Here is a 15765-nt window from a genome sequence, read left to right as displayed (position 1 = left end):
TCATTGGGTCTTCCCGTTAGCTATCGGTAAATCATGGTTTTGTTGACTGGCGTGAATGGTTAATTGTTGTTTTAAATAATTCCTACTTTTTCCCCCCCCCCCCCCCCGGCCCCTTTTGGTCTTGCCGATGGTACAGGATAGTACATATTGTTTATAGCTTTAATTTGCCTTTATAAAACCTGATATCCCTGATGTACATATTAAAGATTAAAAAAGCGCTTGGCTGCTTGTGCCTGGTGGCTTGTGTTGCTATCGCCCATGCCCAAACGGAAGAGCATACCGTAGTTTTAGGTAAGGATATGACCTTTATAGAGGGTCAGCATTTTAAACAGGGCAGCAATAAGGACCCGAAGGGCGTCATGCTGGACCTGAATAACTATTACCTGCGTTTGGGCGGTAAACCCGTTTTACCGGTGATGGGCGAGATACATTACTCGCGCTACCCGCGTGCGGAGTGGGAGGAAGCTTTGCTGCAGATGAAGGCGGCGGGTATCAACGTCATCGCCTTTTACGATTTCTGGATACACCATGAGCAAGTAGAAGGCCAGTTCAGGTTTGATGATAATTTGGATGTGCGCTATTTTTTGCAACTCTGCACCAAGCACGGCTTGAAAGCCATTGGCCGTATCGGTCCATGGGCGCATGGCGAAGCGCGCAACGGCGGTATGCCCGACTGGTTTGTAAAGAAAAAGATGAAAAGCGGTTTTGACCGAGTAACGAAAAACGGCAGCGTGGAACCCGAGGTAGCCGATTGGTATAAGGCATTGGCCAAACAGTTTGACGGCATGTATTATAAAGACGGCGGTCCGCTGATAGGCATACAGGTGGATAACGAAATGCGTAGTAACGGGCCTAACAGCGACGGGTATAAATACCTTGCTGCTTTAAAAAACCTTGCTGTTGCCGATGGTATTGATGTGCCGCTGTATGTGGTTACGGGTTGGCCCGGTCCGCAGGTGCCCGAGGATGATGTGATGCCGCTTTGGGGCGGATACCCTGATGCGCCATGGACCCAGAATACCAAAGACCTGCCGCCGAACAGTATTTACCTGTTTACATCCGACAGAAAAGATAAGAACATTGGTAACGATGTGTTGAAAGACCAGCCCGGCGCGGCAAACATCCCGGTTTACAGGCACCCATTTTTAACGGTGGAATTGGGTGGGGGCATGCAGATGACCTATCACCGCAGGCCAACTTTACAGGCGGGCGATTTGTTGGCTTTGGATTATACCCGTTTGGGCGTAGGAGCAAATATGCTGGGTTATTATGTTTTCCATGGTACGCAGCATCCCTTGAGTTGGGACGGGACCTATCCGACGCAGGAGTCGAAATCGACCATATACCCTTATCCAAATGACTACCCAATGATATCGTACGATTTTGAGGCGCCGTTAACGGAGTGGGGGTTTATCAGGGATTACTATCATGACTTTAAGCTGCTGCACCAGTTTGTGAACAGCTATGGTGCTGATATGGCGCCGATGAGTGCGCAGATACCTGCTGATAATCCCGTAAAGGCCGACGATCTGAAAGACCTGCGGTACTCGGTACGGAGCAGGGGCGGGGCGGGTTTTGTTTTCGTCAATAATTACGTAAGGCATTTTGATATGGCCGAGCATAAGGATGTGGCTTTCAACATCAAAACCGAAACAGAGATCATCCGCATCCCTGAAAAAGGCGGTATCAATGTAGCCAACAAGGTCTATGTGGTTATGCCTTTTAATTATGACATGGATGGTGTATTGCTGAAGTATGCCACAGCGCAGCCCACCGTCATTTTAGATAATAAGGACAAAGTTTATTGTTATTACGCGATGGATGGTATTGCGCCCGAGTTTAAGTTTGAAATGAAGAATATCAAGAACCTGAGATCGGCAGGTAAGATGACGCAGAACGGCGAGTTCGCGCTGGTGCAAAACCTGAAGCCGGGTAAAGACTGTACCATCGATGTGGTAACCAAAACAGGTAACAGCTTCCGGATATTATTGCTGACCAAGGACGAAGCCCGGTATAGTTATGTGTTCGACATGAAGAGCGGTAAGACTTTGGTGCTGACACCCAAAATGGCTTTTTATGATGATAGCAGGGATGTGATCACGATGCGCTCCCTTGACTCGGCGGCGTTCGGTTTTGATTCGTACCCGGCTTGCGGCACAAAGAGCGTGGCGGTGAGGGCGGCGGGCAATTCGGGTATTTTTACACATTACCAGGTGGCATTGCCGGAATGGGATTCGACAGGGGTAGCGTTCAAACAGGTATCGGATGACGCGAAGTTTAAAAAATACTGTGATTCGCTGGCAGGTAATACGCCGTTGGGGCCGACCTATCAAATACACTATAACCCGGCATTGCCATACAAGGCATACAGCTTAACCCTGCCGAACAAAATGCCTGACCTGGTTTACGATGTTTTGCTACAGTTTGATTATAAAGGAAATACGGCAGCTTTGTATGCAGGCGGAACTATTATAGCCGATGATTACTATGCAGGAATGGCAATGCCTTACAGCTTAAAACGGCATAGCGATTTGTTGGGTAAACAACCGTTTATATTGCAGATAACCCCGCTGATGGAAAACCATCAGATACATTTTGAACCGGGAACTGACCTGGATTTTGCAAAGAGCAGTCATGCGGAGTTGAGGGGAATTACTGCGAGGCCGGTTTATCAGGTATCGTTTTAGAGGATTACGAATTTCGGATTTATAGGGTTAATAGTTGGGTCGTGCGATACATAGCGTAACTGTCGCTGAGATTGCCACGCTGGCGCTCGCAATGACAAAAAAGTGTTAATGCCCAAACGGTGCCTGTCCAATTAACTGCCAATACACGGGCAAGTCTTGCCGCGGTTCTTTCGATTCGTGGAAGTTTTTGCCGTAGTAGGTGTATAGACGCAGTTCGGCGCGGCCGTTACGGGTTACCACAATGTCGTCTATCCGGGTAACGCTATCGAAAAATGGCCTTGCATCGCTATTTACGGCGTCCGGGTCGTTTTGGCTGATGAGGATACAGTCTTTACCTTTTAGATCGGCAGGGTTTACCAAAAAGGCCAGATTGCGCGGATCGGGGCTAAAGCAAACGATCGGTTTTTTGCCTTCGAGCGCCCAATCCACCTTGCCGGTTAGCCACCAATGCGGGCAGCCGGTGAAAATGTTGGGATTGTTCAGCCAGCCTTCTTTTTCGAAGCGGGCTTTGATGTCCTTATAATCGTTGCCTTCCAAAGTCGGGTCGTCAATACCGAGGTGGGTGTGGGTTACAATGTATTTGGGGCCGTACCATTGCCAAAAGCCGGTAATCATGTGGGCGCACAAAAAGGTAATGGTGATAACGGTAAAACAAACCGAGAACCTTAACCAGCGGCGCGTACGGCGGGCTTTAGCAGGTGTGTGGAGGTGTTTATCAACCGAATAGCCCAAAGGGATAAACAGCATCATGTAACCCGGTGCCTGCCAGTGAAAATGGTATTGCAGGTCGGCCCAGAGGGTAAGCACGGTAAAGAAAACGATGGGTAGTACCGAAGTCCAAAACAGGAAACTATAGGGTTGCGATGTTGTGCGGTTTTTGAAAGATACATAGAGTTGTTTAACCACCGGTACCCAAATCCATGGCAATAACCAACAAGCCTGGCCTAAAAAGCTGCGCAGGAACCAGTCGAGATGGATTTGGAAATGCTGGCCTTGGGCAGTAGCTGCCCTTGAACCCTGAAAGACAAAGGATATCCAGTTGTGCTGCGAGTTCCAGTACAATATAGGCGAAGCGAAGATGAGTGTGATGAGTACAGCCAAATAGGGGCCGGGATGTGTTAACCAGCGGCGTTGGCTTTTCTTAGTGGCGATAAAGATAAATATACCCACAAACAGGAAGAACACGTGGTACTTGCTTAAGGTGGCAAGGCCCATGCAAATGCCTACCAATATCCAAAGCAGGTAAATTTGGCTTGAAGTGCGCTCTTTATCCTCGTCTGACGGTAGCATGATCTGCACCAAAAAATAGGTGGTAGCCAGCCAAAAGAACATCAGCGGCGCATCAGGTTGGAACCAGGTAGCTACCGGAATGGTAAATACGGCGCTGAGGTTCATCATCAGCACTGCCCAAAAACCGGCGCGTGCATTAAAAAAACGACGGGTAATGAGGAACAGCATCCAACTGGTACCGGCAAACAGTACCACGGCAGGTAAGCGCAGGCCGAGATTCGTTAGTCCGAATACTTTGGTGGTACACCAGCTCAACCAAAAAAACAAAGGCGGTTGATCGAAATAACTGAGGCTTAAATTGAGCACGCCCCTGAAGTAGTACGACTCGCCGATACCTAAACCGGTGAACGCCGCGATAAACAAGCGCGCTAAAAAAGTAAGCCCGATAAGGGTAAGGGTGTATTTTACAGCTTTGCTATCGGTAAACTTGTTAGGGTTGTTTTGGTCGGGCGTAGCGTTGGTCATGCGTATGGATTGTTTCGGTGCACAGATCGATCTGTGCTGCTTTTCGCCAAAAATAAGATGTTATAACCAAATACCATACTATGTTTGCAAATTAGACAAATAAACAGGCAGTAACATTTTGCTTATTTTGCCATACAACATTAGGTTTGATTGAATAAAAAGAGTGGTAATCCCAACAAAATTCGGAATAATGAAAAAAAATAGAATTAGCTATTGACAAATAAATATTTAGCTGTACATTTACGGCGCAATCAAAAAAAATGAAAGTTACAAACGCATACTGGTTCGGCTATTACTTTTACTTTACAAGTACAAGCCGGGACTAATATGTCATAACATGATATAACATAAGCAAAAAGTCCCGGCCTAACAGCCGGGACTTTTTGCTTGAATAGGGATATGGAAAAGCAAAAGCCAAAAGTAGCCATCCAGGGAATTAAAGCATCGTTTCATGAAGAAGCGGCGTTCAAATTCTTTGGTGAGGATATCGAGACCATCGAATGCAAATCGTTCAAACAAACGTTTGATCAATTGCAAGCTAAAGAGGCCGACTATGTGATCATGGCGATAGAGAACAGTATTGCCGGCAGTATATTGCCAAACTACTCCTTGTTGATGAACTATAACTTTCCCGTTGTTGGCGAGGTGTATTTGCCTATCCAATTGCACTTGCTGGCTTATCCGGGTGTTAAGTTTGAGGATGTGAAGGTGGTAATATCGCACCCTATAGCGTTGCGCCAGTGTTTGGATTTTTTTGATGATTACCCGAACATTCAATTGATTGAGGGTACCGATACAGCGGCCTGCGCCAAGCGTGTACGCGACGAACAACTGACCGACACCGTTGCCGTAGCCAATACCTTAGCCGCTAAATTATACGGGCTGGATGTGTTGGAGCGTCGCATCGAATCGAACAAAAAGAACTATACCCGCTTTTTGATACTGACCGACCATGAGCGGGCAGAAAAAATAAAGGCAAATAAGGCTTCTCTTTGCTTCCAGGTGAGTAACCAGGTAGGGGCTTTGGCCAAGGTATTGAATATATTTGCCGAGGCGGACCTGAACATGAGCAAGATACAATCGATGCCTGTGCTCGGTAAACGCAACGAATACAATTTTTATGTGGATGTTGAATGGAACGAACGTGAGCAATACGATAAGGCCATTACGCAAGTACTAAAATACACCCAGAATTTTAACATACTGGGCGAATACGAAAAGAACGATACAGTGTAGAATGGAGTCCATAGTCGATGGTCAATAGTCCGTAGACAAAGCAAGAAATAGTAAACAAAAAATCAATCATAAAATCAACCATTGACTATCGACCATGGTCTATGGACAAAAACAAAAGCGATGAAACTAAATTTTAACATACAGCCCTTTGAAAGCTGGGCCACGGTAAAAAAAGAACCATTTTTAATTGCCGGCCCCTGCAGCGCCGAAACTGAAGAACAATTGGTTGCAACGGCGCACTTGTTAGCCGCGACCGGCCGTGTATCGGCTTTGCGTGCAGGTATCTGGAAACCACGTACCCGTCCGGGTGAATTTGAGGGCATTGGTTCGATAGGTTTGGAGTGGTTGAAACGCGCCAAGGCCGAAACAGGTTTGCCAACAGCTGTCGAAGTAGCTACGGCCAAGCACGTTGAAGAAGCTTTAGCCGCAGGTGTTGACATTTTATGGATTGGTGCACGTTCGACAGCCAACCCTTTTACCGTGCAGGAAATAGCCGACGCTTTGAAAGGTGTTGACATACCCGTTATCGTGAAAAACCCGGTTAACCCCGATCTGTCATTATGGATTGGTGCTTTGGAACGTATCAACAATGCGGGCATCACTAAATTGGCGGCTATACACCGCGGGTTTTCGTCGCACGAAAAATCGGCGTTCCGTAACGAACCGATGTGGGATTTGGCCATCAACCTGAAAACACATGCGCCCGAATTGCCAATCATTTGCGATCCAAGTCATATTTGCGGTAACCGCGAACTGATCCCGTACATTGCCCAAAAAGCGCTGGATTTGGATATGCAGGGTTTGATCATCGAATCGCACATTGATCCTTCGGTAGCATGGACCGATGCCAAACAACAATTGACCCCTGCCGCATTAGATGCGATAATGGATAAATTGGAAGTGAGGAAATCGGGTGCGGGTACAGAAGAAGTTAAAGACGCTTTGGCGGTTTTACGCGATGGTATCGACAAGATCGACGACCTGCTGATCCAGAAAGTTGGCGAGCGCATGAAAATTGTTGAGAAGATAGGTAACTACAAAAAGGATAACGGTATTACCATTTTACAGGTAAACCGTTGGGAGCAGATATTGACCAAACGTATACCTTACGCTGCGGCATTTAACCTGAGCAAGGAGTTTACCGAGAAATTTTTGGAGCTGTTGCATCACGAATCTATCCGTAAACAAACCGAGATCATGAACAAGGACGGTGTTTCGGGTTCGCAACAAGAGCAATTGACACACGCCTAAACCGCATTGATGGAACCAAACATCATCCTATCTAAACCCGACAAAACCGTAAAAGGAACCGTACAACTTACCGGTTCCAAGAGCGAATGCAACCGAGCGCTTATTATTGAGGCCTTGAGCAAAGGCGTGGTAAAGGTGTCTAATGTGTCGGATGCGGCTGATGCAGTTACACTTGCTTCAGTTTTGAGTTCCGGGTTACGGGTTGCGAGTTCAGAAAACTTGCAACTTGCAACAGATAACACACAACTCATCAATATCGGTCCCGCCGGTACTGCTATGCGGTTTTTGACTGCTTATCTACCTTTGCAGGATGAAGAGGTTATTTTGACGGGAACGAAACGCATGCAGCAACGCCCCATCGGTATATTGGTGGATGCGATGCGTGCGCTTGGTGCGAAGATTGATTACGAAATCAGTGATGGGTTTCCGCCGATCAGGATACATGCTGGTTTTGAACAGGTTGCAGATGAAATTAGCGTTAAGGGCGATATCAGCAGTCAGTACATCACCGCGCTATTGTTGATCGCATCAAGTTTGCCGAAAGGTTTGAAGTTGAATATCGAGGGTGAGCTGACATCGAAACCTTATGTGGAGATGACACTGGCCATGCTGCAGCAATGCGGTATACAATATACCTGGGAGGGTAACAGCATTCACATTACGAATCAACCTTTTAAGGGAACCGAAATTTACGTGGAGCCTGATTGGAGTGCAGCATCGTACTGGTACGCTATTGCTGCATTGAGCAACGAAGCTGAATTGTTTTTGCCGGGACTTAAAGCCTATAGCCTGCAAGGCGACAGCGTAATCACCGAGATCATGGCCAACTTTGGCATCACATCGCAATTTAAAGATGGCGGCGTGTATTTGCAAAAGGAAGCAAAGCCGGTTATCCGGAAGATATTCGACTTTAAAGAATGTCCTGATTTGGCGCAAACTGTAGTTGTGGTATGCGCGGCATTGGGTCACGATGCTACCTTTACGGGATTGGAGACTTTGAAAATAAAAGAGACCGACCGCATAGCTGCCCTACAAAACGAACTCGCCAAAATAGGCGTAAAACTGATTGAAAAGGGGCAGGTATACAAACTGGATTGCAGCGCAAAACACATCCCCGAAAAGGTAACTATCCATACTTACGAAGATCACCGCATGGCAATGGCTTTTGCGCCACTGGCGTTGGTCATTTCGCAGGTGGAGATCGAGGACCCGATGGTGGTGGAGAAATCGTACCCGGCGTTTTGGAGGGATTTGGAGAAGATGGGCTTTATAACAGATGGTATTGCGTAATGAGTATTGCGTAGTGCGATAAAAGATATGATGACATAGTTTGTGGTTGTATGTTGCGGAGATCGCAATACTCGATACGCAAATCTCAATACTAAAAAAATGGCAGGTAACTCATTCGGGCAATTATTCAGGATAACCACTTTCGGCGAATCGCATGGAGAGGCTATCGGCGTGATCATCGACGGTTGCCCGGCGCAATTGGTGGTGGATATGGAGTACATACAGGGCGAACTGGATAAACGTAAGCCCGGCCAATCCAAAATAACCACGCAGCGTAAGGAGAGCGACACTGTACGAATCCTTTCGGGTGTATTTGAAGGGAAGACTACCGGTACGCCTATCATGATGCTGATACCTAACGAAGATCAGCGTTCGAAGGATTATAGCCACAATACCGACGTTTTCCGTCCATCCCACGCCGATTATACTTACCAAGCAAAATACGGCATCCGCGACCATCGTGGTGGCGGCCGTTCATCCGCCCGCGAAACCGCGGCAAGGGTAGCGGCAGGCGCCATAGCTAAATTGTTATTGAAAACACAAGGCATCGAGATACTGGCGCACGTGAGCAGCGTTGGCAAGATAGACGCGCCGAATATCGAGATCACAACCGCCCAAGATTTTTTGACCATCCGCGAAAGCAATATTGTTCGCTGCGCCGATCCGGCGACTGCCGAAGAAATGATTGAATTTATTGACTCGGTGCGCAAGGATGGCGACACAGTGGGGGGTAAGGTAAGCTGTCATATCCTCAACTGCCCCGTCGGATTAGGTGAACCGGTATTTGATAAATTACATGCCGAATTAGGTAAGGCGATGCTGAGCATTAACGCCGTGCATGGGTTCGAATTTGGATCAGGTTTTTCGGGCAGCGAAATGCGCGGTTCGGAGCATAACGATATCTTTATCACCAACAAAGCCGGCGAGGTGAAAACCATTACCAATTTTTCGGGCGGGATACAGGGTGGTATTAGCAATGGTATGCCTATCGAGTTTAAGGTTGCCTTTAAACCCGTTGCCACCATTATGCATAACCAGCGCACGGTTGACGCGCAAGGGAACGATGCCGAAATAAGCGGCAAAGGCAGGCATGACCCATGTGTGGTGCCACGGGCGGTGCCAATTGTTGAGGCTATGGCTGCGCTGGTGATCGCCGACCATTATCTTCGCAATAAAAACTCTTTTATTTAGTCGAAAGCTGTTCTGTTGTTAGATAATAGCTTTGAGCTTTCGGCTTTTAGCATTAAGCTTGCAAAATGAATTTCTACACACGCAAATGGGTAAAGCCCGAAGATTTGAACGCTCATGGTACTTTGTTTGGCGGTAGCTTACTGAGTTGGATAGATGAGGAAGCAGCAATTTATTCTATTATCCAATTGGAGACCAATGGCTGTGTTACCAAATACATGTCGGAGATCAATTTTATAAGCTCGGCCAAACAGGGTGATATTATTGAATTAGGTATAAAAGCTACCCATTTTGGCCGCACCTCGCTTACGCTTACCTGTGAAGTGCGGAATAAAATCACAAAAAAAACCATTCTGACTATTGATAAAATTGTATTTGTGAGCGTGGACAAGAACGGGTTACCTGTTCCGCACGGAAAAACGGAAATTATTTATACCGATGAGCGTTTGCGCGAAGATTGAACTAAACGACTAAGCCATGATACAAACACTAAAAGCACTGTTTAACCGCGACCTGGAGAAATTGAAGACCGAACTTTCACTTTATAAAAACGAAGAGAAAATATGGGCAGTAGAAAAGGATATCGCTAACTCGGCGGGAAATTTATGCCTGCATTTGGTAGGTAACCTGAATACTTTTGTGGGCGTACAATTGGGCAACAGCGATTATGTGCGCAACCGCGACCTGGAGTTTTCGGACAAAGGTGTGCCCCGTAGCGAGCTTTTAAGTAAGGTAGACGGAACCATAATGGTTGTAAATAATACATTGGATAACCTGGACATAAACCGACTTGCTGAAGATTTCCCGATAGTGGTGTTTAAGGAGAAGACATCTGTTGAATATATGCTGATCCATTTGGCAACACATTTGGCGTATCATTTGGGGCAGGTAAACTATCACCGCAGGGTATTGGACAATTAATGTTTTAAATTACCGCCAATTAGATAACTTTGAGGTATGATGAAGAAGATATTCCTTTTAATTGCAATTGTTTCGGGCTTAGCGGTGGGCGCTAAGGCCCAAACAAAAGAAGAAACCCAAGTAGCTAACGCGGTTGAAAATATGCGCAAAGCCATGATAAGTGGCAATAAGGCCGATTTAGAGAATGTGGCATCGGATAATTTAAGTTATGGACATTCGAGCGGTAAGCTGCAAAACAAGGCCGAATTTGTTGATGCCATTGTGAACAAGGCATCGGTATTTGTTAGCATTTCGCTTACCGAGCAAACCATTAGAGTAACAGGCAATACAGCTATTGTGCGCCATATACTGGATGCCCAAACTAACGATGGTGGCAAACCCGGCAATACCAAATTGGGTATCTTGTTGGTATTTATTAAAGAGCACGGCGAATGGAAACTGCTGGCAAGGCAGGCTTATAAATTACCGGTAGCCCCCTAACCCCCTAAAGGGGGGAGTCGCTTATAAAAATTTTTCTAAGATGAGAATATTTAGACTATTTGTTATTTCTTTTTTACTGATAGCCATTTGCCAACTAACTTTTGGACAAACGGGTATGTATAAATTGAATGCCGCGCAATTGGCGGCTATAAAAAAACAAGCTGGCATAACCGCTAATGCTATTATCACACAAAACTATAAACTGCTTGCCAAATATACTTACCCGGCAATTATACAAATGGCAGGCGGCGAGGCCAAAATGATTGCTACCATGCAAAAAGGTATGGAGCAAATGAAATCGCAGGGATTTTCATTCAAGTCGTTGGTTATTGGGGAGGTTGGCCAGGCAAAAAAGTCGGGACAGGAATTGTTTGCCATTGTGCCCGATGTGTTGACCATGAACGGGAATGGTGGTTCGATTATCGCCCGTTCGGCATTGATTGCCATTTCCGAAGATAACGGGAAAAACTGGTGTTTTGTAGATACCGCCCCTTTGCAAAAGGAAAAGATTATGGAGGTGATTCCCAATTATCCCAGAGATCTGCCGATACCGGAGAAAAGCCAGCCGTCGTTTATTCAGGATCATTAATACACGGGAATGGGAATCGCGGCTTCAAGCCAACACCATTCATTAACACCCTGACTGTTCCGATATTAATCGGAAGCGTAAAGATCAATCAAAAAAATGCTCATCCGATTATACAAACAAGCTTATAGCGGGCTATCGCGCAATAGCTGGTATTTGTGTGCGGTAATGCTCATCAACCGGAGCGGTACAATGGTTTTGCCTTTCATGACCATTTATTGTACCCACCAACTGCATTTTAGTATCAAAGAAGCAGGGGCTGTAATGGGCGTCTATGGTGCAGGTGCTGTAGCAGGAGCTTTTATAGGCGGCAAAGTTACCGATAGGATAGGCTTTTACGATTTGCAGGTATTCGCATTATTAAGTGGCGGGTGTTTGTTTATGCTCCTTGGTTTTCAGCATACACTGCTGAGTATGGCCGTTGTTACATTTATATTGAGTATGTGCAACGAATCGGTAAGGCCGGCAAATAACGCTGCTATTGCACAGTACAGCACCGCCGAGACGAGGACGCGTTCATTTTCACTCAACCGCTTAGCCATCAACCTGGGTTGGGCTTTTGGCGGCGGGCTGGGAGGCTTTTTGGCATCCATCAATTATCATTTGCTGTTTTGGGTGGATGGCTGTACCAATATATTCGCGGCACTGATGCTGCTGTGGTTATTGCCCCGCACAAAGCCTATATCATCAGCGCATATCGATAAGGCGATAAAAAAGGCATCATCTGCTTATCGCGATCATGTTTATCTCGTATTTATATTATTGACCATTCTTTTTGGCATGTGTTTTTTCCAGCTGTTTGCCATGCAACCGGTATTTTATAAAACCCAATGGGGTTTAACTGAACGTTACATTGGCCTTACCATGACGGTGAGCGGGCTGTTGATTACCGTATGCGAAATGCTCATTGTGCACAATCTTGAAGGGAAAAGGCATGAGCTTCAATATGCGGCAATAGGTGCGCTAATTGTTGGTGTAAGTTTTTCGTCGTTAAATATCTTGCCGGTTGGTGCCGCTATGGCCATGCTAGTGGCGGTAATACTTACCATTGGCGAAATGGTGGCCATGCCGTTTATGAGTACTTTTTGGATAAAGCGGACTACAGATTTCAACAGGGGACAGTATGCTGCATTATTTACCATGGCCTGGTCTACAGCGCAGGTATTGGGTCCGGTTTTGGCAGGCCTAATTATAGAGCATGCCGGGTTTGTGTTTTTTTGGTGGTTGGTTGGCGCATTGTGTTTAGCGGTATCTTTGGGTTTTGGGGCGTTGCATTGGGTTGCAGGTAAGGAAAAACCGATTGCCACTACTTCGAGCTGATTACCAAATTGTTAAAAACCGGTGGACAAAGCTTTGTTGCATAATGTTAAATTTGTTTTAAATTTGTTAACCAAGCCTTCGCGACTTATAAACCTGATTAGTAAAATAGAGAGATAATCGATACGTCATAATTTACGCCAATATTAAATTACTGTCAAATTTGAATTAAGAATTAGTAATTTTGCAGTATTAGGTTGGTTTTATTATAATTTTGAAACTTTATTGATTTAAACCTAATTGTAGAAATGGGAAGAAAAATATTATTTACTACTGGTTCGATGAATCAAACGATTCAGATGCACCAGATAGCCAGAGAGTTACCCGAATACGATTGCTGGTTCAGCCACCTGTTTACCGACTCACCTATCATCAATGCAGCTATTGAGCATACCACTTTGATTAATGGTACCATATTGGGTGAGCAGTTTAAAGAAAATTCAGAAAATTACCTACGCAGCCATAACCTTCAGATAGATTACCGTGCCGAAACGAACGATTACGATTTGGTTGTCTATTGCTCGGACCTAATGATCCCCGAAAGGATGCGATCTACAAAAATGATATGGGTGCAGGAAGGCATGGTTGATAAGTACACCGTCAGGAGCAAAGTGATCAAAACTTTAGGTTTGCCACCATGGTTTTGCTGCAATACGTCGTTGAACGGCGCTTCGAACATTTGCGATATTTACTGCACGGCATCGGAAGGATATAAGAATTACTTCTCTAAAACAGGATCGGACTTGTCGAAAATGATAGTTACCGGTATGCCGAATTATGACAACCTGAAACAGTTTATCAATAATGATTTCCCATATCACAACTATGTAATGGTGGCCACATCGGATATGCGCGAAACATACCGCATTGAGAACAGGCCTGCATTCATAAAAAAAGCGGTGAAAATAGCCAACGGGCGCCAATTGTTGTTTAAGCTTCACCCGAACGAAAAATATGATCGCGCAGAGGCCGAAATCAGAAAATATGCCCCGGCAGATACGCTGATATTCCAGGCCGGTAATACCAATGAGATGATAGCCAATTGCGAAGAGCTGATCACACAATACTCGACCGTAGTTTACACCGGTATAGCTTTGGGCAAAAAGGTACATTCTTATTTTGAATTGAAAGAACTGAAACGCCTAAGCCCCATCCAAAATGGCGGTACATCTGCCCGTAATATAGCCAACGTTTGCCGCGACTTTTTAGAGTTTAGCGGCCCTAAAGAAGATTTTGTAAAAACATACAAATTCAGGCCGGTGCTGTTTAAGTACACTGAGGCCAGGCGTGTGTTGGATGCAGTATCTGCATAAAATTTATTTATGGCCCAACAAACAGCCAAAGTAGTTATTGTTGTTCAGGCGCGCATGTCGTCGACCCGTTTACCGGGGAAAGTGCTGTTGCCTATTCTTGGTAAAAGCTTATTGCAGCGCATGGTGGAGCGCTTGCAAATGATAAGGCATGAGGCTACGATTGTTATCGCTACTTCGGATCATGAACAGGACACTATTATCGAAACCGAAGCCAATTTGATTGGTGTGCCATGTTTTCGCGGAAGTTTGGATAACTGCCTCGACCGCCACTACCAGGCAGCTTTAAAGTATCATGCCGATGTGGTGATCAAGATACCATCGGACTGCCCGCTCATCGACCCTCGTATAATTGACGAAGTATTGGGTTATTATTTTGAACACGAAGGTCAATACGATTTTGTGAATAACCTGCACCCGGCTACCTGGCCCGATGGCAACGATGTGGAGATCATGACGATGGCTTGCATTGAAAGGGCATGGAAAGAAGCTACCCGAAAGCTGGAACTGGAGCATACCACACCTTACATTTGGGAGAACCCCGATAAATTCAGGATAGCGAATATTAGCTGGTCGGTAGGGAAGGATTACTCCATGTCGCACCGGTTTACGATAGACTATCCCGAAGATTATCTGTTTATCAAGCGTGTCTATGAAGAATTGTATCCGCAGAGGGCGGATTTTTCGTGTGATGATATCCTTAACTTGTTAGAGCAAAAGCCCGAAATTTACCAGATTAATTCGGGTTATGCAGGGGTAAACTGGTACCGTAACCATCTCGACGAATTAAAGACCGTGGGTGCCCAACAGACAAAATCATTATCCAATCAACAAGTATAACATTATTACTATATTTACCCAACGTTACTCAATTTAAAAGTAATTTATAAAGTTCTCTGTATGAATAATTTAAGTGATATAGCTTTTAAAGTTCGCCAGCATATCATCCGCATGTCTACCGACGGGGGCTGTTTTGTGGGCGCTTCGTTATCGGCAACCGATCTGATCGTATACCTCTACACCAGTTTTTTAAATATCAATAAAGACAACCTTGACGACCCGAACCGCGATTATCTTTTCCTTTCGAAAGGGCATGACGTGCCGGCGCTTTATGGCACCTTTGCCGAGATTGGCTTGATGGACGTGGAACGTTTAAAGAACCACCTTTCGACAGAAGATAACTTTTACTGGCATCCCAACACCAAAATACCGGGCATCGAGTTTCACTCGGGTTCATTGGGCCATTTGCCTTCAGTAGCTATTGGCGTGGCTTTGGACATCAAAATGCGCGGCGGTAAAAATAAAGTAGTTTGTATTTTAGGCGATGGAGAATTAAACGAAGGCACCTGCTGGGAAGCCGTTTTAGTAGCTAACGCTTATAAGTTAGATAACCTGATATTTGTAGTAGACAGGAATCAGTTCCAGGCCAATATGGCGACTGAGGATTTGATTCCGTTGGAGCCGTTGCACGATAAATTTACTGCCTTTGGCGCTTCGGTTAAACGTATTGACGGGCACAGTTTTGAGGCTTTGCACGAAGCCTTCTCGGCCTATCCTTTCGAAACCGGAAAACTGAATGTGGTGATTGCTGATACCGTTCGCGGTAAAGGTTTACCAAGCATACAAGCCCGCGCCGACCGCTGGTTCTGCAACTTTACTCACGAGGAGGTAGAGTCGCTTTTAAAAGAACTTGGCGGTGATGAAACAACAGAATTAACATCAGAAACATTAGTAGTAAGATAAG

14 protein-coding genes are annotated in these 15765 nt (G+C 45.6%); 13 read left to right on the top strand and 1 reads right to left on the bottom strand.

The features are described from left to right. Positions 1-191 precede the first annotated feature (191 nt). Positions 192-2687 (top strand): beta-galactosidase, encoded by a 2496-nt coding sequence (locus tag QZX97_RS05795; RefSeq protein WP_295652344.1) that lies wholly within the window; start codon positions 192-194, stop codon positions 2685-2687. Positions 2688-2792: 105 nt separating this feature from the next. Here the strand turns inward: QZX97_RS05795 and QZX97_RS05790 are convergent, their stop codons facing one another. Then, entirely contained in the window at positions 2793-4442 is a 1650-nt protein-coding gene (locus QZX97_RS05790) for a glycosyltransferase family 39 protein (RefSeq protein WP_295652342.1), read from the bottom strand. 399 nt (positions 4443-4841) lie between these two features. Here QZX97_RS05790 and QZX97_RS05785 point away from each other — a divergent pair, with 399 nt between their 5' ends. The 12 genes from QZX97_RS05785 to QZX97_RS05730 all read left to right on the top strand — a co-directional run bounded on the left by QZX97_RS05785 (position 4842) and on the right by QZX97_RS05730 (position 15764). Next, positions 4842-5678, top strand: coding sequence for a prephenate dehydratase (locus QZX97_RS05785; RefSeq protein WP_295652340.1), 837 nt, complete (start codon positions 4842-4844; stop codon positions 5676-5678). Between the two features lie 120 nt (positions 5679-5798). Beyond that, the gene (locus tag QZX97_RS05780; protein ID WP_295652338.1) at positions 5799-6929 is read left to right on the top strand and encodes a chorismate mutase; all 1131 of its coding nucleotides are present in this window, start codon (positions 5799-5801) and stop codon (positions 6927-6929) included. A 9-nt stretch (positions 6930-6938) separates the two neighbouring features. Next, a complete protein-coding gene (gene aroA, locus QZX97_RS05775; RefSeq protein WP_295652336.1) occupies positions 6939-8219 on the top strand; it encodes a 3-phosphoshikimate 1-carboxyvinyltransferase in 1281 nt (426 codons plus the stop codon). Between the two features lie 99 nt (positions 8220-8318). Beyond that, complete coding sequence (aroC, locus tag QZX97_RS05770; protein WP_295652334.1) at positions 8319-9410, top strand: chorismate synthase; 1092 nt, start codon at positions 8319-8321, stop codon at positions 9408-9410. Positions 9411-9475: 65 nt separating this feature from the next. Continuing rightward, positions 9476-9868, top strand: coding sequence for a hotdog domain-containing protein (locus QZX97_RS05765; protein WP_295652332.1), 393 nt, complete (start codon positions 9476-9478; stop codon positions 9866-9868). Between the two features lie 16 nt (positions 9869-9884). After that, positions 9885-10328 (top strand): DUF1572 family protein, encoded by a 444-nt coding sequence (locus QZX97_RS05760; RefSeq protein WP_295652330.1) that lies wholly within the window; start codon positions 9885-9887, stop codon positions 10326-10328. A 36-nt stretch (positions 10329-10364) separates the two neighbouring features. Beyond that, positions 10365-10808 (top strand): nuclear transport factor 2 family protein, encoded by a 444-nt coding sequence (locus tag QZX97_RS05755; RefSeq protein WP_363152004.1) that lies wholly within the window; start codon positions 10365-10367, stop codon positions 10806-10808. Between the two features lie 115 nt (positions 10809-10923). Then, a complete protein-coding gene (locus tag QZX97_RS05750; protein ID WP_295652328.1) occupies positions 10924-11397 on the top strand; it encodes a hypothetical protein in 474 nt (157 codons plus the stop codon). 96 nt (positions 11398-11493) lie between these two features. Continuing rightward, complete coding sequence (locus QZX97_RS05745) at positions 11494-12714, top strand: MFS transporter (RefSeq protein ID WP_295652326.1); 1221 nt, start codon at positions 11494-11496, stop codon at positions 12712-12714. Between the two features lie 278 nt (positions 12715-12992). After that, positions 12993-14024: a hypothetical protein gene (locus QZX97_RS05740; protein WP_295652324.1), complete on the top strand. Its 1032-nt coding sequence runs from the start codon at positions 12993-12995 to the stop codon at positions 14022-14024. Positions 14025-14033: 9 nt separating this feature from the next. Beyond that, complete coding sequence (locus tag QZX97_RS05735; RefSeq protein WP_295652322.1) at positions 14034-14861, top strand: glycosyltransferase family protein; 828 nt, start codon at positions 14034-14036, stop codon at positions 14859-14861. Between the two features lie 60 nt (positions 14862-14921). Further along, positions 14922-15764, top strand: a complete 843-nt coding sequence (locus tag QZX97_RS05730; protein ID WP_295652321.1) for a 1-deoxy-D-xylulose-5-phosphate synthase N-terminal domain-containing protein — start codon at positions 14922-14924, stop codon at positions 15762-15764. Position 15765: the final 1 nt, after the last annotated feature.

The sequence above is a fragment of the uncultured Mucilaginibacter sp. genome (genome assembly GCF_903893715.1).
Taxonomy (GTDB): domain Bacteria; phylum Bacteroidota; class Bacteroidia; order Sphingobacteriales; family Sphingobacteriaceae; genus Mucilaginibacter.
Note: the sequence above shows the minus strand (reverse complement) of the source record. Positions and strands in the feature narration are given on the sequence as shown.